Origin of the sequence: Nocardia speluncae NBRC 108251 (assembly GCF_001613245.1) — a bacterium.
GTDB classification, from domain to species: Bacteria; Actinomycetota; Actinomycetes; order Mycobacteriales; family Mycobacteriaceae; genus Nocardia; species Nocardia speluncae.
The window spans coordinates 148,473-171,382 of record NZ_BDBZ01000001.1; the positions used below are offsets into that span (position 1 = coordinate 148,473).

Genomic DNA, 22,910 nt, shown 5'->3' on the forward strand with positions numbered 1-22,910 from the left:
CCGGCTCAGCCGGCGGATGCGAGCCGGAGCCGGCGCACCGCTTCGTCCAGGGTTTGCGGGCGCTTGCAGAAGGTGAACCGGACGAGGTGGCGCCACGTCCCGGGATCATCGGTGAAAACACTGACCGGCACCGCGGCGACGCCGAGCCGTTCGGGTAGTTCACGGCAGAACCGGATACCGTCGTCCGCGCCGAGCGGGCGGATATCGGCGCAGACGAAATAGCTACCGGCACTCGGATGCACGCGGAACCCGGTATCGGCCAACGCCGCGGACAACCGCAACCGGCGTTCGGCCAGCGAATCCCGGAGCGCGGCCACCCACTCGAGTTCGTGGGTGAGGGCATGGGCGACCGCCGGCTGGAACGGGCCACCACCGACGAAGGTGAGGAATTGTTTGGCGGCCAAGACGCCGTCGATCAACGCGGCCGGTCCGCAGATCCAGCCGATTTTCCAGCCGGTGACGCTGAACGTTTTCGCCGCACTGGAGACAACCAGCGTCCGCTCCGCCATCCCCGGCAGAGTGGCGATACTGAGGTGTTCGGCGCCGTCGTAGACCAGATGCTCGTACACCTCGTCGGCCAGCACCAGCAGATCGTGTTCGCAGGCGATCTCGGCGATCGCGGTGAGATCCGTGCGGTCCAGGACGGTGCCGGTGGGATTGTGCGGCGAATTCAAGATCAGCATCCGGGTGGCCGGGGTGATCGCGGCACGCAGGCTGTCGTGGTCGAGAACGAACCGGTCGCCGTCGGCGGTGAGCCGGGCAGTACGCCGGCGGGTCCCGGCCAGGGCTATTGCCGCGGGATAGGAGTCGTAGTACGGCTCGATCAGTACGACCTCGGCACCCGGCTCGACCAGCCCGAGCACCGCCGCGGTCACCGCTTCGGTCGCGCCGACGGTCACCAGCACTTCGGAATCGGGGTCGTACCGTGTGCCGTAGCGCCGGGCCCGGTCCGCGGCGATCGCGCGCCGCAGCACCGGAACACCCCGGCCCGGCGGGTACTGGTTACCGCCGCCGGCGATGGCCTCGCGGGCGACCTCCAGCATGGCCGCGGGGCCGTCGCTGTCCGGGAAACCCTGCCCGAGATTGACCGCCTCGTGCCGGACGGCGAGTTCGGTCATCTCGGCGAAGATGGTGGCCGCGAACGGCCGCAACCTGGTGACAGTGGGAGGCAGGGCAGGCATGAGACGAGGGTAGACGGCGGTTCGGGTGCTGGGGAGCGCCGTGCATACCGATGGCGGGCCCGGCGCTGCGTGGCCCGGCCCGACCGGGTACGCGCCGTTCGGCAGGGATGGGGCGTACTGCCGGGGTGCGGTCGATACAGTCGCAGGTGATGCCTATCGATCGGAAAGTCCTCGTACTGCTGACGGTCCTCGGTCTGGCCCTGGCCGGTTGCTCCTCCGGGCCACCCGAGCCCGAAACCACGGCCGGCAGTTTCGCCGACGCGCTCAACCGCGACGATATCGCCGCGGCAGCGCAGCTCACCGACGACCCCGCCCGCGCGGAGCAGACCGCCGGCGCGCTGTACGACGGTCTGGGCAAGGAGGTGACCTACACGGTCGCGGGGACCGAAGACGATACGTTCACCCTCGAGGCGACCTGGAAGCTGGGAAAACAGGGCGCCGAGTGGCAGTACACCACCACCGGCACCGCCGTGGAGACCGATGCGGGCCACCGCATCCGCTGGAACCCCGCCGTGCTCGCACCCGGGCTCGACCAGGGGGAACTGACCTATGCGCCGGTGTATCCGGAACCGGCGCGCGTCCTCGATTCGTCGGGCGGGGAACTGCTGTCCGAACAGGTGGTGACCCTGGTCCGGCTCGCACCCGGCGCCGATACCGTGGCCGTGGCGAATCTGGTATCGCCGATGGCGCCGGGGATCACCGCGGCCTCACTGGCTGCGGACCTGGCCGCAGCCCACGGTGGCTCCGTGACGGCGATCAGTCTGCGCGAATCCGATATCGCGCCGATCCGTGAGGCGCTGACCGCCGCCCCCGGTGTCACCCTCGCCCCGCAGACCCGGTTGCTGACGACCGACCGGGCCCTGTCCGCGCAAACCCTGTCCGGTCCGGCCGAACTTTGGCAGGAACAGGCCGACGCGGCGGCCGGCTGGGTGGTACAGGCCCGCACCTCGGAAGGCGCGGTCCGGGTCGCCGGCCGGGAACCCGGGCAGACCACCGATATCCACACCACCATCGACGCGGGTCTGCAACGCGCCACGGAAACTGCGCTGGACCCGATCGGCCAGGCGGCGGCCATGGTGGCGATCCGGCCCTCCACCGGTGAGGTCGTGGCCGCCGGCCAGAACGACGCCGCCGACGCCGAAGGGCCCATCACGTTCACCGGCCTGTACCCGCCGGGTTCCACCTTCAAAACGGTGACCACCGCCGCCGTTCTGGACGCCGGGACCGCGACACCCGATACCGTGCTGCCGTGCCCCGGAGTCGCCGATATCGAGGGCCGCCGGATCCCCAACGACGACAGTTTCGATCTGGGCCAGGTGCCACTGCACACCGCATTCGCGCACTCCTGCAACACGACCATGGCCGGGCTGGCGGTCCAGTTGCCGCCGGAAGCGCTCACCACCACCGCCGAACGCCTCGGCCTCGGCGTCGACTATGTGACACCGGGGCTGACCACGGTGACCGGTAGTGTGCCGGTCCCGGCGAATTCGGCGGAACGGGTGGAGACCAGTATCGGCCAGGGCGCGGTAACGGCGTCCCCGTTCGGGATGGCACTTGTCGCCGCCTCGATCGCCGACGGTGCCACCCCCGCACCGGTGATGGTGGCCGGGCAACCGGGCACACCGGACCGCACCCCGCCACCGCTGCCCGCGACCGTGACCGACCAGCTGAAAACCATGATGCGCGAGACAGTGACCGCCGGTACTGCCACCCAGCTGGCCGATATCCCCGGCCTGCTCGGCAAGACCGGTACCGCCGAATACGGTGACAATACGAATGCGCACGGCTGGTTCGTGGGTATCCGCGGCGACCTGGCCTTTGCGGTCTTCGTCGCGGATGCCGGTAGTTCCGGCCCGGCCGTCGAGGCAGCGGGCCGTATGCTGCGGAGTTTGTGAGCCCGTGACCGAACGGATCGGGGGATGGGCTCAGGCCCACTGTTCCCGGGCGGCGTCGAGCAGGAGTTCTACCGCGTGAACGACGACCTGACCGAGGATTTCGGAGGGTTCGCCGGCGAAGTGCCGATGGTGTGTGCGCACCGAACCGTCCACGGATACGGCGAACCACACCGACCCCGGCTCGTGCCCGTCCTGCGGATCGGGTCCACCGGCTCCCGTCACGCCCACCGCCAAGGACGCTTCGAACAGCGTGCGCACCCCCTCGGCCATCGCAGCCGCTGCCGCAGCACATACCACCGGGCCGTCCGGCACGCCCAGCACATGATGTTTGACGGCTCTGCTGTAGGCGACGACGGCCCCTCGGAACCATTCACCCGAATCGCTCGCCGCGCCGAGCGCAGCTGCCAGCTGCCCGGCGGTCAGCGATTCCGCGACCGCCACCTGTAGTCCGGCTCGACCGGCGAGCTCGGCCAGCTCCTCGGCCTGTTCATGCGCTCGCCCCAGCACCGCGGGTACCAGCAGCTCCTCGGGATCGGATTCGGCAGGGATCGATTCTTCTCCTGCGCCGGTCAGGGCACGGACTTCTCGACGAGGGCGGCGATCGCCGCTTCCGCTTCGGCGCTCAACTCGGTTACGGCGTACGAGGTCGGCCACAGACCGCTGTCGGCGTCGAGGTGTGCTTCGGTGGTGAAGCCGAAGGTCGAGTAGCGCTCTTTGTCGGCGTGCCCGCTGCGGAAGAAGCACACGACCTTCCCTTTCCTGGCGTAGGCCGGCTGTCCGTACCACAGCTTCGGTGACAGCTCGGGGGCGCGGGTGGTGACGATGGCGTGGATGCGTTCGGCCACCGCGCGGTCCGGTGCTGCCATATCGGCGATTTTCGACAGCACGTCGAGCTCTTCGGTGGCTGCCTTGTTGCCACGACCGTGGCTCGCCTGCTTCTTCAATTCCGCGGCGCGTTCTTTGATGGCCGCACGTTCGTCCTCGGAAAAGCCGTCCGCGTTCTTCATGCCGGTGTTCGTGGTCATCGTGGCGCCTTTCTTCGTGTTCGTCGCCCAACGCTGGTCACGCTGGCTCCGACAGGAACGCGGCGCTTCTCGATTCATGATCGATGCGGCCCGGCCGGCGGCCACCACTGGAAGATTGCGCATGATGACTGCCGGAATCATGAACTGTGCGTCGAGTCGAACCAGCCCCACCCTCGCCATGAACAATAGCGACAAGCAATCGCTCGATGGCGAGTTCCCAGGGCGCATGTCGCGGCCGGTGGGTTGCGTGGCACGTAGGTTGGGTGTCATGGACTTGGACATCAGGCCTGCGACACTGCGCAATGCGGAAGCTGGTCGAAAGCGCTCGTTCGTTGCCGGTCCTGACTGCGCCGAAATACACCGCCGAACGGCGTCCGAACTCGACTGTGTAACAGTCAATTCCCGGAGCCGGGTGGTTCCGTGAGGGCGGCTTCGGCGGCCTCGAGGATTGTGTCGAATACCTTGGCGATTACTGGACCGGCGACCCGCATCGCTGCGGTCCTCAGTGTGGGGAAGGGGAGTGGTAGTTCGGAGGTCGTACTCCAGATGACTCGTGTGCCACCCGGCACTTCGGTGAAAGTCATACTTCCGCCTTCGTGGTGTGCGGGCGGAAAGCTGCGCTCGACGAAGTAATCGAAGCCGTGCGGTGCGTTGTACGCGGTGATGCGTTCGCGGAACCATCCGATCACCCAGAGGTGAATCCGAACCGCGCCGACGCCGTACGGGGATTCGTCCCCCAGCCGACCCCAGCGGTTGCGCAGCACGGCCGGTGAGCGGGCGTAGTTTCGCGAATCGGCGAACCAGTCGAAGACCTCGCCGATAGGTGCCGCGATGGTCCGCTCCACTGTGGTGGTGTGCATGACGTACCCTCCCGTGTAGCCATCTACTACAGACGATAGTAGACGGTGGGTGCGAGTGCCACAACACCGAACTTCGGTGCTCCGGGTGCATTCATGACATTCCCCGCAAGGGCTACAGGCCGGATCCGGGGATGCGTGGTCACCGGCGCGAGCCGTGCGGCCTCCAGCTCGGCGGCCTGCTATACACAGCGGATGCCGGAGAACTTCTTCGACGCTCTGATCGCCGCGGCCGACCCGCCGGTGTTCGTGGTGACTCTTGCCGCCGGCGGGCGGCGGGCCGGGTGCCTGGTGGGGTTCGCTACGCAGGTAGCGATCGAGCCGAAGCGGTTCCTGGTGTGCCTGTCCAAGGTGAACCACACCTATCGTCTCGCGCAGCACGCCGAATTCGTGGGTGTGCATCTCATCGGCCGCGACCATGCTTCCCTTGCGATGCTCTTCGGTGGGGAGACCGGCGACGAGATCGACAAATTTGCGCACTGCTCGTGGCAGCCCGGTCCGCACGAGGTGCCTGTGCTGGACGACGCCGCGGCCTGGTTCTGTGGTCGTGTTCTGGACCGTCACGATTTCGGCGACCATGTGGGGCTGTTCCTGGCACCGGAGGTGGGGGAGTCGCTGCGGTCTGAGCCGGGGGCACTGCGTTATCACGACGTCACCGATCTGGAACCGGGCCATCCGGCCTGATTCCATCGGTGCGGGCCGGTGGAATCGGCCGTTTCCGTCACCGGGCCGGCCGCCACCACCTTTCCGGTTTACGTAGCCGGTCGCTGGTTACCCGCGCCGCAGACCGGCTGGATCGGGCAGGCCGGTCGCCCCGACGAGAGGAGTCCGGCTGTGAGCGGAACCGACAAGGTCAGCAACAAGGCCGAGGAGCTCGCCGGTCAGGCCAAGGAGAAGTACGGCGAGGCCACCGGTGACGAGGACAAGAAGAACGAAGGCAAGGCCGACCAGGTCAAATCGAATCTGAAGGATGCCGGCGAGAAGGTGAAGGACGCCTTCCGCGACTGATCGGCCGTCGGCGGCGCACCGGGATCGGCTACCGTCCGGTCCCGGTGCCTCTGCGGCGGTGACAGAGTCCGGATGGCGGCGGTATCCGCGGGCGTGGCGCCGGTGGCCCCGGTTACACCTTCACCGGGCTCGATTGCTCTTCGACGCTTGAATCCACGGCCGGGCTGTATCGGCACGCGATCTCAGTCGCCGCCCGGGGCTTGGTGGGTGGCCAGGTCCCGCAGAACCGCGCCGAAGGTCCGTTCGTGGACCGGGCGGATGGCTTCCACGGCATCGGCACAGGTGAGATGGTCGGCGGGATGGACGCCCGCCATACATTTGAAGCGGACATTCGCCGTTCCCTTCGCGGTATCGGTAGTCGTGGTGAGCCGATAGCGCAGCGGTGACCGGTCCGCGGTGGCCGCCGACCAGATGGAGCGGTAACTGAGCGCCGGCCCGAGATCACGGTGCACGATCACCTTTTCGACCACGCCCGTATCGTCGGTGACGAGGTCCACCGTGCCGGCGGGTGTTTCGGTGGCGCCGGCCGTGCTGCCGAAAACCGCCTCGTCCAGAACATGGAGCCCGGCCGTGTAATAACCGTCCACCAGGGTCACGGCCCGCGTCGCAACGGCGGTATCGACGGCGCCGATCCCGACCTCACCCGGTGCACCCCACGGGTAGACGCCGGTGCCGGTGAAGTCCAGCTCCTCCACGAGCTCCACCCGGCGGATATCGCGGGTGACTTCGGTGATCGACCGGATGAGGCGGGCCGCGACGGTGGTCTGGAATGCGCCTGTCGCATGGAAGGCCGAATTCCCGGCGTGGCAGGCATCGGCGAGTGCGGATTCGGGACCGTGGCTGTTCTGCGGCGCCGTCGAGATCACGTCGTATCCCTCGCGCAGCAGGCGCGGCAGTATCGCGGCCGGTGCGTCCGCGGCTATCTCGGCGAAAGAGGGTACGTAGACGATGCATCCGGTGCCTGCGGGCGGTACCTGTACCTCCGTGACTCGCGCGGTGAGCTCCAGATCGGCCCGTGCCCCGATACGGTCCGCGATCGGCCGGGCGAGCAGGCCGGCGCCCAGCACCGTGACGGCGACGGTGGATGAACTCATGCGGACTCCAGACGGTAGTGCGGACGCAGGTTCGGTGTCGGGGCATTTCGATACCGGTCGGCCGCCGTCGAGGGTGATCCTATGCCCACCGGCGAGGCGCTCACCGTACAAAGCGTAGGCAACCATCGCCGAGTACGGCATCGAAATGGGCGGGTTGTGCCGAACCGATCGTGTGGACGGAATCGACTGCGTCCTGCGGTATTCCGGGCGGGGGCTCGGCCGGCCCGGACCGTCGGGAGCTCGTGTGGCCTCGACCGTGGGCCGAGACCACACTCGGCGCTCGGGTGGTCAGACCTCGGCGACGCAGGTGACGAGTTTGCGTTCGTCGTAGGTGTAGTAGCTGGTGGCTTCTTCGGGGCAACCGGCCGCATCGGTGGTGCCGGGCAGGATCGCGAGCACCCGGACCGTATCGGGCTTACCCGCGGTACACGGGCTGTGCGCGGGACTGTCCATACCGGCCGGGATGGTCATGCACTGGCCGACGACCCAGTCGATATCGAGGCACAGGGCGCCCTGTTCCTCGCCGCCGAGGGTGACGTAATAGGTCTGGTCGACGTCGGCGGCACAATCGTCCTGGGTCGGCGCCTTGGCGACGACCTTGTAGTTCGACTTCTCACTACCGCATTCGGCGTGGTCGATCTCGGCGTCCATCATGGTTCCGGACAGGGTCACACACTGGCCGATCTCGGCGTCGAACGAGACGTCGCCGCCTTCGTCGGTCCCGTGCTGTCCCGCAACGGTGGTCGTGGGGGCCGGGCTCGCGGATCCCGATGAGTCCGCGCCGGAACAACCCGATAGCGCGAGTACGGCGCAACCGGCCACGACGAACCCGGCGAGCAGGTTCCGGACCCCGAATACGGGCGCGCGTCTGGACATGACAATTCCTCCATCGAAATCGATCGCACAAGTGGATAGGGGGAGAACTCATGAATCGTTCGACGAGGCACCATGATCTGCGCACTACTCGCCGCCCCCGACCCGCTCGAGATCATATCCGGGCGCACAGGGTGGTCGCGGACCGGTCGGTCGGTCATGACTCCGGGTATCGCACGAGGTCGCGCACCGGGTCCGGAATCGGTGCAATCCGCCGCGTGGTCCGCTCCGGCATTCTCCACCGGCCCCGTGTCCGATATCCGGCGATCGAAACATGCCGAAGCCGGCGTCCGGGTACCCGCGACCGCCGCCGCCCGGTGCGAGTATCTGCCGTATGAGTCGATCCAAGCGAATGGGGTTGCAGCCGGTTGCCCAGGGAGCCGCGGTCACCCAACTCGAACTGTTCTTCGATCTGGTGGTGGTCTTCGCGCTCACCAAGGTCACCGATCTGGCCGCCGAGGACACCTCGGCCGTGAACATGCTGCGGGCGTTGCTGGTTCTGGCCGTGATGTGGTGGGTGTGGATCGCCTACAGCTGGCTGGGCAATGTGGTGCGCGCCGACGAAGGTCTGGCCCGGGTGGCCATGTTCACGGCCATGGGTGCCGCGTTCATCGCCGCACTGACCATTCCCGAGGCATTTCACGACCTCCCCGGCGGCTGGTCGGGACCACTGGTGTTCGCGCTGGCCTATCTGGTGGCCCGGCTCGTCCATCTGGGTATGTTCTGGCTGGCCAGCACGCACGACCCGCAACTGCGTGCGCAGGTGGTGCGCTGGGGGCTGGGGTCGATCACCATCGGCACCGCACTCCTGGTCGTCGCGGAAACCACCACGGGTGCCACCCAGATCGGGTTGTGGATCGCCGCAGTGGTGGGCGATATGGCCTGGACCCTGTTCGCCGGCAACGGCTGGCGGGTCAACTCGGCCGAGCATTTCTCCGAACGCTACGGGTTGATCGTCATCGTGGCGCTGGGCGAATCCATCGTCTCGATCGGAATCGGGGTGGCCGCGCTACCCATCTCGTGGCCGATCACCGTGGGCTCGCTACTGGGCCTGGCGATCTCCGGCCTGCTGTGGTGGGCGTACTTCGATGTCGCCGCGCTGTCGGTGGCGCACGCGCTGGCCGCGGCGGATGGGGAACGGCGGATCAAGATCGCCCGAAACTGCTACACATATTGGCATTTCCCGATGATCGTCGGCGTGATCGCATTGTCGCTGGGCCTGAAGAAGGTGCTGTACTACGTCGGAGACAGCTCGCATCACCGGCTCACCGACGCGCTTTACGGGATACCGTTGTTCGCGCTCTACGGCGGTGTCGCACTGTTCCTGATCGGGCTCGTCGGTGGTAAGGCCTACGCAACCGGGGAAGTCACCCGATCCCGCGTTGTCGCGATCGTGGTGCTGCTCGCCCTGATCCCACCAGCGGCCGCTCTACCCGCGCTCGCCGCCCTGGCGATCCTGTGTGCGGTCCTGCTGTTGCTGATCGTCTGGGAGACCGTCCGCTTCGCTGCGCCGCGTGACGAGATCAGGCACGGCGAACATCATCGGTAACGGTTACGGCACCAGTCCGCGGCGGAGGGCGTAGACGGCCAGTTGAACCCGGTTCCTGGTGGCGGTCTTGTCCATCGCAGTGGACAGGTACGACTTGACCGTGGTGATCCCGAGATGCAGAGCACCGGCGATCTCTTGGTTGGTGTACCCGGCGCCGACCAGCCCGGCCACATCGCGTTCCCGCGGGGTGAGCGGGGTATGCGCCGGCGCGGCACTGTGGGCGACGGCCCGGCCGACGAGACGGGCGAGTACCTCGGGGCTGAACGGGCGTTCGTCGTCGGCGGCCGCGCGGATCGCGGCGAGAACTCGGTCGGGGCCGGCGTTCTTGGCCAGGAATCCGCAAGCGCCCGCCTGCAGGGCCGGATAGAGGTGATCGTCGTCATCGAAGGTGGTGAGGACGACGACCCGCGCCACCGGCACCGACGCGGTGATCCGGGCGGTTGCTTCGATACCGTCCACGCCGGGCATATGCAGGTCCATCAGGACCACATCCGGCAACAGGGCACCGGCCAGCCGGACGGCGGATTCGCCCGTATCGGCTTCCGCCGCCACCTCGAGACCGTCGGCGCTGTCGCAGAGCATGCGTAGGCCGGCACGTACCAGGGCTTGGTCGTCCACGATCAGCACGGAGATCATGTGGCCGGCCTCGGCGCGATCGACGCGGACAACCGCCAGCCCGTGCCGAGCGGCCCGTAGTGCAGGTCGCCGCCCACGGTACTCAGTCGTTCGCGCATACCCGTCAAGCCGAAACCGCCGCCACCCGCCGGATGGGTGGCTCGGGTGTTGTTGTCGATGCGCACTTGTACCGCCCCGTTTCCCGTGACCCGCGCCAGCACCGTCACCGTCGCACCCGGACCGGCATGTTTGACGGCGTTGGTGATACCTTCCTGGACCGTCCGGTGCAGGACAAGCCGGCGCACTCCGTCCAGTCCGGCGAGCGCCGCATCGATCTCGCACTCCGCGTGCAGACCGGCCCGGCGGGCCTGTTCCACCATCGTCTCGATCAGCTCGGGCAGCGGCCGGTCCCCGGCGAGCGTCGCTCCGCTGCTCTCCGGCGAGCCGTCCTCCCGCAGCACATTCATCAGATCGTGCAGGTCGCGCAGCGCGGAATCGGCGGTGCCGTGGATATCGGTGAGCAGCTCCGTTGTCTGCGCGCTTCCGAGTTCGGGCAGGTGGCGGGCCATACCCACGCGCACCAGGATGGCCGATACGTGGTGGGCGACGATATCGTGCAGATCCCGCGCGATCTGTACCCGTTCGGCCCGGCGGGCCGCCTGCGCGGACAGGACAGCGTTTCGTTCGGCGACCGCCACGCGCCGCCGCAGGTTCGCGAGATAGCCGCCCAGTAGTGCCGGCAAGGCGACCAGAAGGAGCAGGCGATAGAACAGCGGCACCGAACCCGGTGTGCGATACCAGATCTCGAGTATTACGTAGGCGATCGTCAGCACCGTGCTGCCCAGGGCCAGATCGCGGCCGCGGCCGCGCAACGCGAGCTCGAACAGCGCCACGGCTGCCCCCGCTTTGACTGCGATACCTGCGTCCGGAGCGAACCCGTGTGCCGCCACCAGCAATACCGCTTGTGCCCACAGAGACACCCCCGGCCACCGGGCGGCGGCGAGCAGCAGTCCGCCGGACAAGGCCGCCACCGCCGCCGCGTCCACACCCCCGCCCCGCGCCAGCACATACCCGACCGCGATCGGTACAGCGGCCATCCGCCAGAGCACGGTCACCCCTGATCGGGGAAGCCCGGCGGCATCGTCATCTTGCCGCCACTGAGCGGCGACCCACCCACCAGAACGGTGGAACCGGTCATATAGCCGAAATCGTCGGAGCACAATGCGAGGATGGCACGTGCGATCTCGTCGGGGGTCGCCATCCGGGCGAGGGCCGGGACATTCAGCGGACCCCACGCATTGCGGAATGCCTCCCACATCGCGTCGGGGAGTCCGGGCGGCCGCACCAGTGCAGTATCGGTGGTGCCGGGCGCGATGGCATTCACCCGGATGCCGCGCGACCCGTAGTCCAGCGCGACGGCATCCACGATGCCCTGGATGGCCTGTTTGCTCGCGCTGTACGCCACACCACCCGGGCGCCGTGATTCGGAGGAGGTGCACAGGATCACGCCGCCGCCGGACCGTAGCAGCAGGGGTACCTCGTGCTTGATGGAAAGGAAGACACCGCGCACATTGGTGTCGAGTACTTCGTCGAACTGGTCGAGGGCCATCTCGTGCGCGGGTGCGGTGCGCGAGACTCCCGCATTGTTCACCGCGATATCGAGACGGCCGAAAGCCCGGTCGACCTCGGCGACCAGACCTGCCACATCCGACGGCACGCGGACGTCGGCGCGGACGTAGCGGACGTCGCGGCCGAGCGATCGTGCGATATCGCGTCCCAGGTGTTCACGGCGGCCGCAGAACACCACGGATGCGCCTTCCGCGGCGAACGCCCGGACGGCCGCCTCGCCGATGCCCGACGTTCCACCGGTGACCAATACGACCTGTCCGCCGAAGCGTCCGCTCGGTGCGGTGGCAGGCAGCGGCGCGGTGGGCGGGGTGCGTAGATAGGCCGGTACGGTCGTGCCCGCCGTGACGGCCGCCGCGCCCGTCGCCGCCGCGGCCAGGCCCATGAACGTCCGGCGGGAGCGGCTCGGCTGTGCCGGATCGCCCGGCGTCGACGGGGTTTCCTTCTCGTCTTCCATAGTGGAATCGTCGCTTCGGCGGGTCCGGGCCGGTACCTACCTTCGGCCGGACTTCGGTTCCGACGGCTGCGCCGCCCGAACGCGCCCCGGAGTATGTTCGCCGGGAGAGGGCCGGAACTCGCGCCATGCGCTCCGGCCGGCCGTACCGCACCGGAACGAAGGAGCTTACTGTGCCGAGGGAACTGGACCTGACCACGGACGAACTGCTGACGACCACGCGAGCGGTACGTAAACGGCTCGACCTCGAGCGTGAGGTCCCCCTCGAGGTGGTCCGGGAATGTATCGAACTGGCGGTGCAGGCGCCGAGCGGGTCGAACCGGCAGGGCTGGCACTGGGTCGTCGTCACCGATCCCGCGCCGCGGCGAGCCCTGGGAGAGCTCTACCGCAAGGCGTTCGAGGAATACGCGTCCTCCCGGTATTTTCCCGGTAACCAGATCAGCGGTGATACCGCAGCGGACGCGGCCCGGCAGCGCGTCGCAGATTCCGCGCGCTATCTGGCCGAGAAGATGGGGGAGGTACCGGTTCTGGTGATCCCGTGCCAATCCGGCCGGCTGGACAACGCGTCGAGTGCGGACAGTGCGTCGTATTGGGGTTCGCTGTTTCCCGCAGCCTGGAGCTTCTGCCTGGCGGCGCGTTCACGTGGGCTCGGAACATCCTGGACCACACTGCATTTGCGATACGAGCGGGAAGCGGCCGAAATTCTCGGTATTCCCTATGACAAGGTGTCCCAGGGGGCGCTGCTGCCGGTGGCTTACACATCGGGCACGGATTTCAAACCCGCTGCGCGGACCGATCTGGACCGGATCGTGCACATCGACGGATGGTAGGGAACCGGGGCAGGCATCGCATCGGCCCGCTACCCGCCGCAGCCGTATGAAGCGTCGGGGTGTCTGATCGTCCGTGAATCATTGCTGCGTACACTGCATTTCGCGACCTCGTGGGCCGGGGTGCGGGAGCCCGGTGGCGGGTACCGGTCGGTAGGTCACGTTTCGATCACGCCGAAACGGGTAGTTCTGAAGGAAGTCGAGCCGATTGGGAACACCCGAGGAGCCCCCGATGAACGAACCGACCGCAGCCACCATCGACACACCCGCCGCCGCGAGGCGCACCGCCCGACCCGGGCGGGCACCCGGCGGGGACAGCTATGACAATCTCGAACCCTGCTTCGACGAATTGGCGCGCCTGGACCACGACGACCCGCGCCGACCGGAGATCCGTACCGAAATCGTGCACCGGGGCCTTCCGCTGGCCGACCACATCGCCCGGCGGTTCAGCGGTCGCGGCGAAGCGTTCGACGATCTGCTCCAGATCGCCCGGATGGGCCTGGTGCAGGCCGTGGACCGCTTCGATACGAGCCGGGGCAGTTCGTTCCTGTCGTTCGCCGTGCCCACCATCATGGGCGAGGTACGCCGCCATTTCCGCGACCACACCTGGGCCGTGCGGGTACCCCGCGGGACCAAGGAACTGCATCTGCGTATCGGCCCGGCCTCCGAAGCACTGTTCCAGCGGCTCGGCCGCCCGCCGACCGCCCGCGATCTCGCCGCGGAACTCGGGGCGGAACTGACCGAGGTCACCCAGGCCCTGATTGCCGGTAACGGGCACACCAGCAACTCCCTCGACGCCGCGGTTCGTGAGCACGACGACGAAACGCCGCCCCCGGCCGTGCTCACCAGGCTGGGCACCGAAGAACCCTGCTACGGACTGCTCGAGGACGCCATGGCGGTACGTCCGCTCATCGAGCAGCTGCCGCGCCGCGAACGCCAAATCCTCGTCTGGCGCTACTTCGGCAGTATGACGCAGAACCAGATCGCCCAGCGGCTGGGGATTTCGCAGATGCAGGTCTCCCGGATTCTTACCAAAACCCTGAAAAATCTGCGAGAACAGGCTCTCGCGGAACCGGGAACCGCCGGCTCGATGGCCGCCTGAGCGAAAGCGACCGGCGGCTATCCCGGCAGCGGGATCGTGACCACGAAACGAGCCCCGACGGGTACCCCGTTCTCGACCCGGATCGACCCGCCGTGACGCTCGACCACATCGCGGACGATCGCCAATCCCAGACCGGCTCCGCCGTCGTCGCGGCTGCGGGCTTCGTCGAGCCGGACGAAACGCTGGAATATCCGTTCCCGATCCGCTTCGGGCACCCCGGCCCCGTCGTCGGCGACCACAAGCACCACGGCCCCGTCCACGCATTCCAGCGAGACCCGGATCAGAGTCGCGGTATGCCGCTGCGCATTGTCGACCAGGTTGCCCAGTACGCGGGACAGCTGAGTGCCGCTACCGGTGAGCACGACCGGCTCGTCCGGCAGCGTGGTCTGCACCGGGACGCGGTCGCCGCTACGCCGCGACAATTCGTCGGCGACGAGCGCCACCATATCCACCTGGCCGGGTCGCGGCCGTTCCCCGGCGTCGAGGCGGGCGAGCAGTAGCAGATCCGTCGCCAAATGTTCCAGGCGCACGGTATCGCCGAGCAGGCCGTCGAGCTCGAGCAGATTCGGATGCGCCTGCGCCACCTCGAGCTGAACCCGCAGACTGGCGATCGGGCTACGCAATTCGTGCGCCGCATCGGCGATGAACCGGCGCTGCCGGTCGGCGGATTGCTCCAACGCCGCCAGAGTGTCGTTGGTCGTCTCCGCCAGTCGGGCGATCTCGTCCCGCGCCGGTGGTTCGGGTACACGCCGGGAGAGATCGCCGTGCATGATCTCGGCGAGTTCGCGGCGGATGGCTTCCACCGGGCGTAACGCGCGCCGGGTGACGAACCAGGTGACTACGGACACCACCGCCAGCACCGGGAGCAGGCCGAGAAGCATGGCCCGCCGGGCGTCGGCGACCGCACTGTCGGCGGTATCGAGCGCGGCGCCCGCATAGACGGTGACCGCTTGCCCGTCGGCGGTGGTCGCGGCGAGCGCGGCGACCCGGAAGTGGTCGGGGGTCGAAGCATCGCCTACCCGCAGGTATGCCTCGCCCAGGACGGCTTCGGTGGTCGACGGCGCCGCGGCGACAGCCCTTCCCGTCGAGGCATGGATACCTGCGCCGGTAGCGGCGTCCGGGGCCGCGATGGCGTCGCCGTCGGATTCCTCGTCGGATTCCTCGTCCGAATCGTCGTCCTCGTCCTCCTCGTCGTCGTCCTCGTCGTCCTCCGCCTCGGATTCGTCCGCCCCGTACGGACCGAAATCGGCCATCGGCCGCCGGCCGCGCAGTTCGTCGTCGGCGGCTAGCACCCGGCCGTCCGGTGCGACGATCTGCACCGGTTCGTCATCCGGATCGGGGAACCGCAAGGTCGCGAGATCGGTTCCGCGGCCGATCCGGTCGGCGATATCGCGGGCGGTGTGTTCGGCCTGGGTGCTCGCGCTCTCGACGAGATTGTCGCGCAGCACCACGAGTACGATCAGGCCCGCCGCCACCAATGCCACAGCCACGACAGCTGTAGCGGCGGTGGTGGTGCGGGCCCGCACCGAACTCCACCACCGGCGGCGCTGGGTGCGTTCAGCCACGGTCGCCCGCCAACCGGTATCCCGCGCCACGGACGGTATGAATGGTGCGGCACCCGAAGGGGGCGTCGATCTTGCGGCGCAGGGCGCTGATGTAGACCTCCACGATATTCGGGTCGCCGTCGTAGGCGAAATCCCAGACGTGACAGAGGATATCGGCCTTGGAGACCACGTCGCCCGCTCGCACCGCGAGGTGCTCGAGTACCGCGAATTCCTTGGCGGTGAGCGTGATGTCGCGGTCACCGCGGCGGCAGGTGTGACTGCCGGGATCCACCAGCAGATCACCCACGCGCAACACCTGGGCGCCGCCGCGGGTCCGGCGGCGCAGCAGCGCACGGATACGGGCCACCAGCACCACATAGGAGAAGGGTTTGCGCAGATAGTCGTCCGCGCCGGTATCGAGACCCTCGGCCTCGTCGTATTCGCCGTCCTTGGCGGTGAGCATCAGCACGGGCGTCTCGTGCCCCGCCGCGCGCAGTGTTTCGCAGACCCGGTAGCCGTTCATCCCCGGCAGCATGATGTCGAGGACGATCAGGTCGTAGTCGGTACTGGTGGCCCGGTGCAGGCCGGTGACACCGTCGTGGGCCACATCCACGGCGAACCCCTCGGCGCACAGTCCCTTTGCCAGTGTGTGGGCCAGACGCTTCTCGTCCTCCACGATCAGCAGACGCATTCGTCAAGAGTGTCAGATCATTGCTGAAACGATCTTCAGGTGGCTTCAGGCGGGTTTCAGCATCCAGTTGCCACAGTGGTGGAACATTCGCTCACACAGGAGGTTTGCACCATGGGAACATTTTTCCGCCACGCGGCTTCGGCCATGCGCTGGTTACTGGTCGGCGCGGTGGTGGCGGGGGTGGCGGTCGGTGCCTGCCTCGGCGTCGTCGCGGTCGCCACCGGTCCCGGCGCCTACGAGGACGGTGCGCCATGGTCGCTGGTGGCCGCCCCGGGTATTGATCGGCAGACGGCTATGGACACCGCGGTCGCCGAGGTTCCCGGCAGCAGGGCAGTTTCGGCGGAACTCGATTCCGAGCGGCATATCACCGTGTGGGAGGTGGAGGTCGTGACACCGGACGGGGTGGAGTACGAGGTATCGGTCGACGCGAACACCGGTGCTGTCGTCGGGACTGCCGAACACGACTGACCCCAGGTACCTGTCTCGCGATAGCCCTCGAACATGAGCCGGTGAAATCAGCGGCATAGCAGGGACCCCGTATCCGACAACTCGGATACGGGGTCCTTCGTCGTGGGCTCCACTGGATACAAGCAGTTCGAAAGGGTCCACGGCGATCGCTTGCGCTTGTGATGCCGGTGTGCAGGGCGACGTGAACCTGCTCGGCGTCGGAGCACCGGAAATTGCCGTGTGGCGGGCGGCCTGGGTGGTTTGGCAGGGCAGAGTTTACCGCCGCAGGGAAGCCGGCCGAGAGTTTGTGTCGGTAAACAACGTACCGTTAAGTGGCGGCATAAAAGCCCGCAGGATGCGGCGCTCCGTGGACAGCGAGAGGAGATCGCGATGGGAAACCGATTCCTGGGTTTCATGATGTTGATGTTCGGCGCCATGATGCTGATGTAGCGGGCACCGCAGGTCTGCCGCGAGGGTGCATATTCAGTCGTCTGTCCCGGGGTCGCGCAGATGCGCGTCGAAGAAAGCGGTGATGCGGTGCCAGGCGTCCTCGGATTCGGGCTCGGAGTAGGCCAGCCCCGCCACACGTTCCACCACGCGTAACGGCGCCGGTGTGGGCCAATTGTTCATGAACGAGTGGCCCACACCCGGGTATTCGTGCACATCGTGCGGTACATCGCCTGCGGTGAGTACCTTCTCCAGCTTCGCCGCGGCGCCGGGCAGCATCCGGTCGCGCGCCCCGTAACTGGCCACGGTCGGGCACGCGTCGCGTAATGCGTCCACGCCCTGGGGTGCGACACCGTAATTGGGTGCCGTCGCGTCGAATACCCCGCGAGGCGCCAGCAGCAGGCAGAACCCGCCGCCCATACAGAACCCGGCAGAAGCCACCCGGCCGGTACACCGCCGGTCGGCGGCCAGATGGTCACGGGCGGCAACAATATCGTCGACGGCGTCACCGTCCCCCGCCGCCAGCGCCCGGAATGTACGCACCACACAGCCGACCCGGTTACCGCGCCGGAACAGTGCGGGCGCGAGCGTCAGAAAGCCGTGGCCCGCGAAACGATCGGTGATACGCCGGATATCGCCGCTGAGCCCCAGCGCATCGTGCACAACCACCACCGCCGGCCACGGCCCAGCGGACTCGGGAACGGCGAGATACCCGGGCAGCGGGCCGCGCGGGGCGGGAAATTCGATCATCGGCACGGGGCTGCTCCTCGCGGACGGGGTCATCGAGTTTTTCGATGCTCCCACATACCGTCCCGCCTGCTGCCACGCTGTATCCGCCGAGTCGTCGCCGACATTCGCCCGCCGGACGGGCTCGGCCGCTCATTTGTACCGGATACCCTCGACAGATGGGTGACGAGAAGTCGATGCGGGAGCGCATGCTCGCCGGTGAGCTGTACCTGGCCGACGATCCCGAGCTCAGGGAACAGAGCCTGCGGGCGATGGAGCTGATGGAGGCCTACAACAGCACCCCGGCCCGCGATACGGCGCGGCAGCGCAAGGTGCTGACCGAACTGCTCGGGTCGGTAGGGCAGGACACCGAGATCCGCCCGCCGCTGCGGGTGGACTACGGCAGCAACATCATCATCGGAGCGGGGTGTTTCGCCAATTTCGGGCTCATCGCCCTCGACGTCGCGGCCATCACTCTCGGCGACGATGTGCAGATCGGGCCCAACGTCCAATTGCTGACGCCCACGCACCCGTTGGATCCGGGCCTACGGCGCGCGAAATGGGAAGCTGCCCAACCGATCACGATCGGCGACAATGTCTGGCTCGGCGGCGGTGCCATCGTGCTGGGCGGGGTATCGATCGGGGAGAACACCGTGGTGGGCGCGGGTGCCGTGGTCACCCGCGACCTGCCTGCCGATGTGGTCGCGGTGGGTAACCCGGCGCGGGTGATCCGCACACTCGACCGCACCCGCGACTGAGCGGGCGCCGGACCGCACCGGCACCCGCCCGGCGCTACATCTGTGGCAACCGGTCGCCCTGCACCACCTGGATGTCCAGGTCGAGCTTGACAGTGGTTCCCACGGCCGCCACACCGGCCCGCACCATCGCGTTGTAGTCGATCGCGAAATCGTCGCGGCGCAATACCGTTTCGGCGTGGAATGCGGCCCGGACACCGCCCCAGGGGTCCGGCCCGAAGCCACCGTAGGTGATATCGAGATCGACGGTCCGGCGCTGACCGTGCAGGATCAGTTCCCCCGGCATGATCCAGGTGTCGCTGCCCGTGCGCCGAAGACCGTTGCCGGTGAACGAGATCAGCGGGAAACGTTCGACATCGAGGAAATCGGCCGACCGCAGGTGATCGTCGCGCATGGCGATACCGGTGTCGATGCACGACGCCTTGATCTCGGCGTAGCCGGTGGACCGCTCGAACGGCTCACCGATATCGAGTCGTCCGCTGACCTCGGCGAACCGCGCTTTGATACTCGAGATACCGAGATGGCGGGCGGTCGCGATCACCGTCGAATGCACCGGGTCGATCGTCCACGGACCCGACAGCGGCAGCGCCACCGTTTCCGCTACGGCCACCAGTGCGATATCGCCGAGCGTCCCCGTACCGGTGGACGAGATCTGGGCGGTACGGGCCACCGGCTGGTAGCCGGGCGCGGTGAGCACGGCGGTGTGCAGCCCCGGCGGCAGCGATGCGGTGGTGACGGCACCGGTGTCGTCGGCAACCGCCCGGCCGATCTGGCGGCCGGTGCTGTCGGTGACGGTCAGTACCGCCTCCGGTACCGGCCAGTTCTCGGCATTGCGAATGCGAGCGGTCAGTCCGGTCATGAGTGCTCCTCGGTGTCGTAGCCGAGCCGCACGTCGAAGTCCGCTTGCGCGCCGGTCACCGAAACCTGGCCGGTGATCGGCGGGTAACCGCGGGCGACGACCGTGTACTGCCCTTCGGGCAGATCGGTCACGACGTAGCGGCCGTTTTCGTCGGTCCGCACGGTGGCGTTCACCTCACCCGCAGCGTCGAGCACCGTGATCTGGATATCCTCCAGCGACCGGCCGCTGCCCGAGCGTGCCGATCCGGTGAGCACGGCCATCGGCGAGAGCTCGATATCGTGGCGCAGCAGGCCGCTGTCCGGCACGGTCAGGGCGGTAGCGCTGGGTCGCATATGTTCCGCGACGGCGACCAGGGTATAGGTCCCCGGGACGACACCGTGGCAGCGGTAGGAACCGGTGCTGTCGGAGGTGGCCGCGGCCACGACCTCACCGCGCTGATCGGTCACTGTCACGGTCGCGCCGGCCAGTGTTTCTCCGGCGGGCGCGCGGCGGACGGTACCCGACAGTTCGCCGAGCCCGGTGAGCGTGAGATCGGTACGGACCGTGCGGTCGGTGACGGCCACATTGACCGCGACGGGCCCGTGTCCGGTGGCAGAGGCGATCAGCACATAGTTCCCGGGGCCGGGTGCGTCGATCGAATAGCCGCCGTCGGAGGTCCCGATAGCCCGGGCGACCTGCTGGCCGCGCTGGTCGATGAGGGTGAGTGCGACACCCGGCACCGGCCGGCCGTCCTCGCGCAGGATCCGTCCTTGGACCGCCGGCCGGCCGGATCCGCCTTCGGAGAAGCCGGCGACGGGCAGCGTCTTCGCCAGGCCGGCGGCCGAGTAGCCGCCGTGCCCGTTCTGGTCGACCGGGCCGGGTGCGGCCGGTGCGCCGACAGCGACCGGCACCCGGTCGGTCCGCGGCGCCTCGTCTTCCGCGTAGCCGGTATCGCGGGCGGCGGGCTCGGCCACGGCGTACGCCGTGGTATCGAGCTCGGCGAGATCGTCCGGGATTTCCGTTTTCGCCGTCATATCGGTGGCGGTGGCGGGATCGACGGCCGGCTCGATATCGATCGTGCGGCGCAGCGGACGGTTCGGCAGCAGGATGGCCGCCAGCAGCGCCACGGCGGTCGCGAAGGCCGCGATCAGGAAGATTCGGCCGGTGGCGTCGCCATAGGCGAAACGCACGATCTCGGCGATCGGCGCCGGCAGCGCACCGAGATCGAGATTGCTGCCACCGGACGAATCGGCGTGGATGCCGAGTTCGGCGAAGCGGGCGCTGGACAGCTCGCCGACGCGGCTGGCCAGCACCGAGCCGAGGACCGAGACGCCGATCGCGCCACCGAAGGTGCGGAAGAACGCGACGCTACTGGAGGCGGCGCCGATGTTCTGCACACTGACGGTGTTCTGCACGGCCAGCACCAGGTTCTGCATCATCATGCCGACACCCATGCCGGTCACGGTGATGAAGGCGCCGATCAACCAGATGTTGGTGGCATGGTCGACGGTCGACAGCAGGGAGAAACCGATGACCAGCAGAGCGGCGCCGGAAACGACGAACGGCTTCCACTTGCCGAAGCGGGTGATCAGCAGACCGGAAGTGACCGAGGCGACCAGCATTCCGGCGACCATCGGCGAGGAGAGCAGACCGGCGGCGGTGGGGGAGTAGCCGCGGGCGGTCTGGAGGTACTGGCCCAGGAAAGTGGTGGCGCCGAACATGCCGACACCCACGGCGATCGAGGCCAGGATGGCCAGGGCGGTGGTGCGTTCGGTGACGATCTTCAGCGGGATGACCGGGTCTTTGACCTTGGCCTCGACCAGCACGGTGGCGACCAGCAGCAGTACACCGCCGCCGACGTACAGCGCCGATTCGGTGGACCACCAGTCGTAGTAGCCGGCCTTACCGGCGAACGATACCCAGATCAGCAGGATCGAGACGCCGGCAGTGAGCAGCGTCGCCCCCAGCCAGTCGATGGAGACGTTCTCTTTGCGGCTGGTCGGCAGCTTCAGCGTTCGCTGTAGCAGGAACAGGGCGATCAACGCCAGCGGAACACAGATGTAGAAGCACCAGCGCCAGCCCAGCGGGCTGTCGACGATGACGCCGCCGAGGATCGGTCCGCCGGTCATCGATACGGCCATCACCGCCCCCATATAGCCGGAATAGCGGCCGCGTTCGCGGGGCGGGATGATGCTGCCGATGATCGCCTGCACGAGAGCGGTGAGCCCGCCCATGCCGATACCTTGCAGCGCGCGGGCGACCAGCAGCAGGGCGACATTGTGACTGAGGCCGGCGATCACCGAGCCGATGACGAAGATGACGATGGCGGACTGCACCAGCGTCTTCTTGTTGAACAGATCGGCGAGTTTGCCCCAAATGGGAGTGGAGGCGGCGTTGGTGAGCAGCGCGGTGGTGATGACCCAGGCGTAAGCAGTCTGTGATCCCTGCAGATCACCGATGATGGTGGGTAGTGCGTTGGCGACGATGGTGGTGCTGAGCAGCGCCGTGAACAATGCGGCCAGCAGTCCGGTCATCGCTTCGAGGATCTGCCGATGGCTCATGGCGAGCGGATCGCGAGATGGCGGTGCCTCGGTGTCAGACATCAGTTCTCTCTTTCGGAACCTGCGGGTTCTCGCTCGTCGAGGCGCAGCGAGAACGGGCGTTGAGGGAATTACGGAGTCGTCGTACGGCCAGATATGTCTGTTCGGCGTCGTCCTCGGACCAGTCGTCCAGGGTTTCCTGGAGGTGCCGGGTATGGGCTTGCCGTGCCCGGTTCAGGAGATCCACACCCTCGCCGGTGAGCTGAACCAGCGCGGCGCGGCCGTCGCTGGGGTCGGCCCGGCGGACGATATATCCGGCGGCGACCAGTTCGGTGATATGCCGGCTCAGGGCCGATTGGGTGATGCGCATATCGGCGGCGAGGTCGACCTGCCGGCAGGGGCCGGAAGCGTCGAGAGTGGTGAGGACGGCGAGCCCGCCGGGTGGTAGCTGACCTGCTTCGGTGAGGAACAGGGCGCTGCGGAGGGCGCGGCCGATATGGAACATCTCACCGAGGAGGTGTTGAGCAGTTTCGGATGAGATGGGCACTCGGACTCCAATAGGGGAATAGTTGCTTTCGCTAATCAACTTTAGAGCAGTTGCTTTCGCTAATCAACTAACTGGACCGTTGAACGCGTGCGCCGAGGTGTGGCGTTGTCAGCAGTGGAGATGCCGGAACGGTCGCCGCGCAACACTCGGGCGAATGAATCTCCGGAAAAGTCAGGGTAGTGTCCGGCCTGGGCGTGCCGGGGGTCGGGGGTGGTGCGAGACTGTGACGACGGCGTAGTTGCAGGTCTGCCGGTGATGGTGTGGATGAT

Annotated in this window: 23 protein-coding genes and 1 pseudogene; 8 read left to right on the plus strand and 16 right to left on the minus strand. The window is 67.7% G+C overall.

What is annotated here, in order from left to right; all coding sequences use genetic code 11:
- Nucleotides 1-5 precede the first annotated feature (5 nt).
- On the minus strand, nucleotides 6-1,181 hold the full coding sequence (locus NS6_RS00665; RefSeq protein WP_068035219.1) for a pyridoxal phosphate-dependent aminotransferase: 1,176 nt from the start codon (nucleotides 1,179-1,181) through the stop codon (nucleotides 6-8).
- Between the two features lie 149 nt (nucleotides 1,182-1,330).
- Here NS6_RS00665 and NS6_RS00670 point away from each other — a divergent pair, with 149 nt between their 5' ends.
- Entirely contained in the window at nucleotides 1,331-3,076 is a 1,746-nt protein-coding gene (locus NS6_RS00670; protein ID WP_068035962.1) for a penicillin-binding transpeptidase domain-containing protein, read from the plus strand.
- A gap of 30 nt (nucleotides 3,077-3,106) precedes the next feature.
- Here NS6_RS00670 and NS6_RS00675 read toward each other — a convergent pair whose 3' ends face one another.
- From NS6_RS00675 to NS6_RS00685, 3 genes are all read right to left on the minus strand, one after another.
- Nucleotides 3,107-3,583: a CinA family protein gene (locus NS6_RS00675; RefSeq protein ID WP_068035220.1), complete on the minus strand. Its 477-nt coding sequence runs from the start codon at nucleotides 3,581-3,583 to the stop codon at nucleotides 3,107-3,109.
- A 62-nt stretch (nucleotides 3,584-3,645) separates the two neighbouring features.
- Nucleotides 3,646-4,206 (minus strand): DUF1801 domain-containing protein, encoded by a 561-nt coding sequence (locus NS6_RS00680; RefSeq protein WP_307646906.1) that lies wholly within the window; start codon nucleotides 4,204-4,206, stop codon nucleotides 3,646-3,648.
- A 290-nt stretch (nucleotides 4,207-4,496) separates the two neighbouring features.
- The gene (locus tag NS6_RS00685; RefSeq protein ID WP_068035221.1) at nucleotides 4,497-4,961 is read right to left on the minus strand and encodes an SRPBCC family protein; all 465 of its coding nucleotides are present in this window, start codon (nucleotides 4,959-4,961) and stop codon (nucleotides 4,497-4,499) included.
- Nucleotides 4,962-5,153: 192 nt separating this feature from the next.
- Between NS6_RS00685 and NS6_RS00690 the strand changes: the two genes are divergently transcribed.
- Both NS6_RS00690 and NS6_RS00695 read left to right on the plus strand, forming a co-directional pair.
- Entirely contained in the window at nucleotides 5,154-5,642 is a 489-nt protein-coding gene (locus NS6_RS00690; RefSeq protein ID WP_068035966.1) for a flavin reductase family protein, read from the plus strand.
- Between the two features lie 150 nt (nucleotides 5,643-5,792).
- Nucleotides 5,793-5,966 carry a CsbD family protein gene (locus tag NS6_RS00695; RefSeq protein ID WP_068035968.1) on the plus strand — a complete coding sequence of 58 codons (174 nt, stop codon included), beginning with the start codon at nucleotides 5,793-5,795 and terminating at the stop codon, nucleotides 5,964-5,966.
- A gap of 182 nt (nucleotides 5,967-6,148) precedes the next feature.
- Here NS6_RS00695 and NS6_RS00700 read toward each other — a convergent pair whose 3' ends face one another.
- Nucleotides 6,149-7,060, minus strand: coding sequence for a hypothetical protein (locus tag NS6_RS00700; protein ID WP_157112565.1), 912 nt, complete (start codon nucleotides 7,058-7,060; stop codon nucleotides 6,149-6,151).
- 288 nt (nucleotides 7,061-7,348) lie between these two features.
- The gene (gene lppU / locus NS6_RS00705) at nucleotides 7,349-7,936 is read right to left on the minus strand and encodes an LppU family putative lipoprotein (protein ID WP_068035228.1); all 588 of its coding nucleotides are present in this window, start codon (nucleotides 7,934-7,936) and stop codon (nucleotides 7,349-7,351) included.
- Nucleotides 7,937-8,267: 331 nt separating this feature from the next.
- Between lppU and NS6_RS00710 the strand changes: the two genes are divergently transcribed.
- Complete coding sequence (locus NS6_RS00710; protein ID WP_068035970.1) at nucleotides 8,268-9,482, plus strand: low temperature requirement protein A; 1,215 nt, start codon at nucleotides 8,268-8,270, stop codon at nucleotides 9,480-9,482.
- Nucleotides 9,483-9,485: 3 nt separating this feature from the next.
- Here the strand turns inward: NS6_RS00710 and NS6_RS00715 are convergent, their stop codons facing one another.
- The 3 genes from NS6_RS00715 to NS6_RS00725 are packed head-to-tail and all read right to left on the minus strand — an operon-like array spanning nucleotide 9,486 to nucleotide 12,180.
- A complete protein-coding gene (locus NS6_RS00715) occupies nucleotides 9,486-10,118 on the minus strand; it encodes a response regulator transcription factor (RefSeq protein ID WP_068035230.1) in 633 nt (210 codons plus the stop codon).
- Nucleotides 10,115-11,194 (minus strand): sensor histidine kinase, encoded by a 1,080-nt coding sequence (locus NS6_RS00720; protein ID WP_157112566.1) that lies wholly within the window; start codon nucleotides 11,192-11,194, stop codon nucleotides 10,115-10,117. Before NS6_RS00720 ends, NS6_RS00715 begins: the two co-directional genes overlap by 4 nt.
- 14 nt (nucleotides 11,195-11,208) lie before the next feature.
- On the minus strand, nucleotides 11,209-12,180 hold the full coding sequence (locus tag NS6_RS00725) for an SDR family NAD(P)-dependent oxidoreductase (protein ID WP_068035235.1): 972 nt from the start codon (nucleotides 12,178-12,180) through the stop codon (nucleotides 11,209-11,211).
- 125 nt (nucleotides 12,181-12,305) lie between these two features.
- Between NS6_RS00725 and NS6_RS00730 the strand changes: the two genes are divergently transcribed.
- On the plus strand, nucleotides 12,306-13,007 hold the full coding sequence (locus NS6_RS00730) for a nitroreductase family protein (protein ID WP_068035236.1): 702 nt from the start codon (nucleotides 12,306-12,308) through the stop codon (nucleotides 13,005-13,007).
- Between the two features lie 229 nt (nucleotides 13,008-13,236).
- Complete coding sequence (locus tag NS6_RS00735) at nucleotides 13,237-14,106, plus strand: RNA polymerase sigma factor SigF (protein WP_084470502.1); 870 nt, start codon at nucleotides 13,237-13,239, stop codon at nucleotides 14,104-14,106.
- 17 nt (nucleotides 14,107-14,123) lie between these two features.
- On the opposite strand, the gene NS6_RS00740 is transcribed toward NS6_RS00735, so the two are convergent.
- Together NS6_RS00740 and NS6_RS00745 are read right to left on the minus strand one after the other, a co-directional pair.
- Complete coding sequence (locus tag NS6_RS00740; protein ID WP_068035974.1) at nucleotides 14,124-15,671, minus strand: sensor histidine kinase; 1,548 nt, start codon at nucleotides 15,669-15,671, stop codon at nucleotides 14,124-14,126.
- Nucleotides 15,664-16,341, minus strand: coding sequence for a response regulator (locus NS6_RS00745; RefSeq protein WP_068035239.1), 678 nt, complete (start codon nucleotides 16,339-16,341; stop codon nucleotides 15,664-15,666). Before NS6_RS00745 ends, NS6_RS00740 begins: the two co-directional genes overlap by 8 nt.
- A 111-nt stretch (nucleotides 16,342-16,452) precedes the next feature.
- On the opposite strand from NS6_RS00745, the gene NS6_RS33580 reads away from it, so the two are divergent.
- Nucleotides 16,453-16,809, plus strand: coding sequence for a PepSY domain-containing protein (locus NS6_RS33580; protein ID WP_084470503.1), 357 nt, complete (start codon nucleotides 16,453-16,455; stop codon nucleotides 16,807-16,809).
- Nucleotides 16,810-17,271: 462 nt separating this feature from the next.
- On the opposite strand, the gene NS6_RS00755 is transcribed toward NS6_RS33580, so the two are convergent.
- Nucleotides 17,272-17,985 (minus strand): dienelactone hydrolase family protein, encoded by a 714-nt coding sequence (locus NS6_RS00755; RefSeq protein ID WP_068035977.1) that lies wholly within the window; start codon nucleotides 17,983-17,985, stop codon nucleotides 17,272-17,274.
- Between the two features lie 155 nt (nucleotides 17,986-18,140).
- Between NS6_RS00755 and NS6_RS00760 the strand changes: the two genes are divergently transcribed.
- Nucleotides 18,141-18,719, plus strand: a complete 579-nt coding sequence (locus tag NS6_RS00760; protein WP_068035240.1) for a sugar O-acetyltransferase — start codon at nucleotides 18,141-18,143, stop codon at nucleotides 18,717-18,719.
- 34 nt (nucleotides 18,720-18,753) lie between these two features.
- Here NS6_RS00760 and NS6_RS00765 read toward each other — a convergent pair whose 3' ends face one another.
- From NS6_RS00765 to NS6_RS00775, 4 genes and pseudogenes are all read right to left on the minus strand, one after another.
- Nucleotides 18,754-19,575, minus strand: a complete 822-nt coding sequence (locus NS6_RS00765) for a YceI family protein (RefSeq protein WP_068035242.1) — start codon at nucleotides 19,573-19,575, stop codon at nucleotides 18,754-18,756.
- Nucleotides 19,572-20,588: an MSCRAMM family protein gene (locus NS6_RS35555; RefSeq protein WP_245669104.1), complete on the minus strand. Its 1,017-nt coding sequence runs from the start codon at nucleotides 20,586-20,588 to the stop codon at nucleotides 19,572-19,574. The genes NS6_RS00765 and NS6_RS35555 overlap by 4 nt, the downstream gene beginning before the upstream one ends.
- Nucleotides 20,589-20,620: 32 nt before the next feature.
- A pseudogene (locus NS6_RS35560) lies at nucleotides 20,621-22,157 on the minus strand (MDR family MFS transporter); the annotation flags it as partial.
- Nucleotides 22,150-22,641: a MarR family winged helix-turn-helix transcriptional regulator gene (locus NS6_RS00775; protein WP_068035244.1), complete on the minus strand. Its 492-nt coding sequence runs from the start codon at nucleotides 22,639-22,641 to the stop codon at nucleotides 22,150-22,152. The gene NS6_RS00775 and the pseudogene NS6_RS35560, both read right to left, overlap by 8 nt.
- Nucleotides 22,642-22,910: the final 269 nt, after the last annotated feature.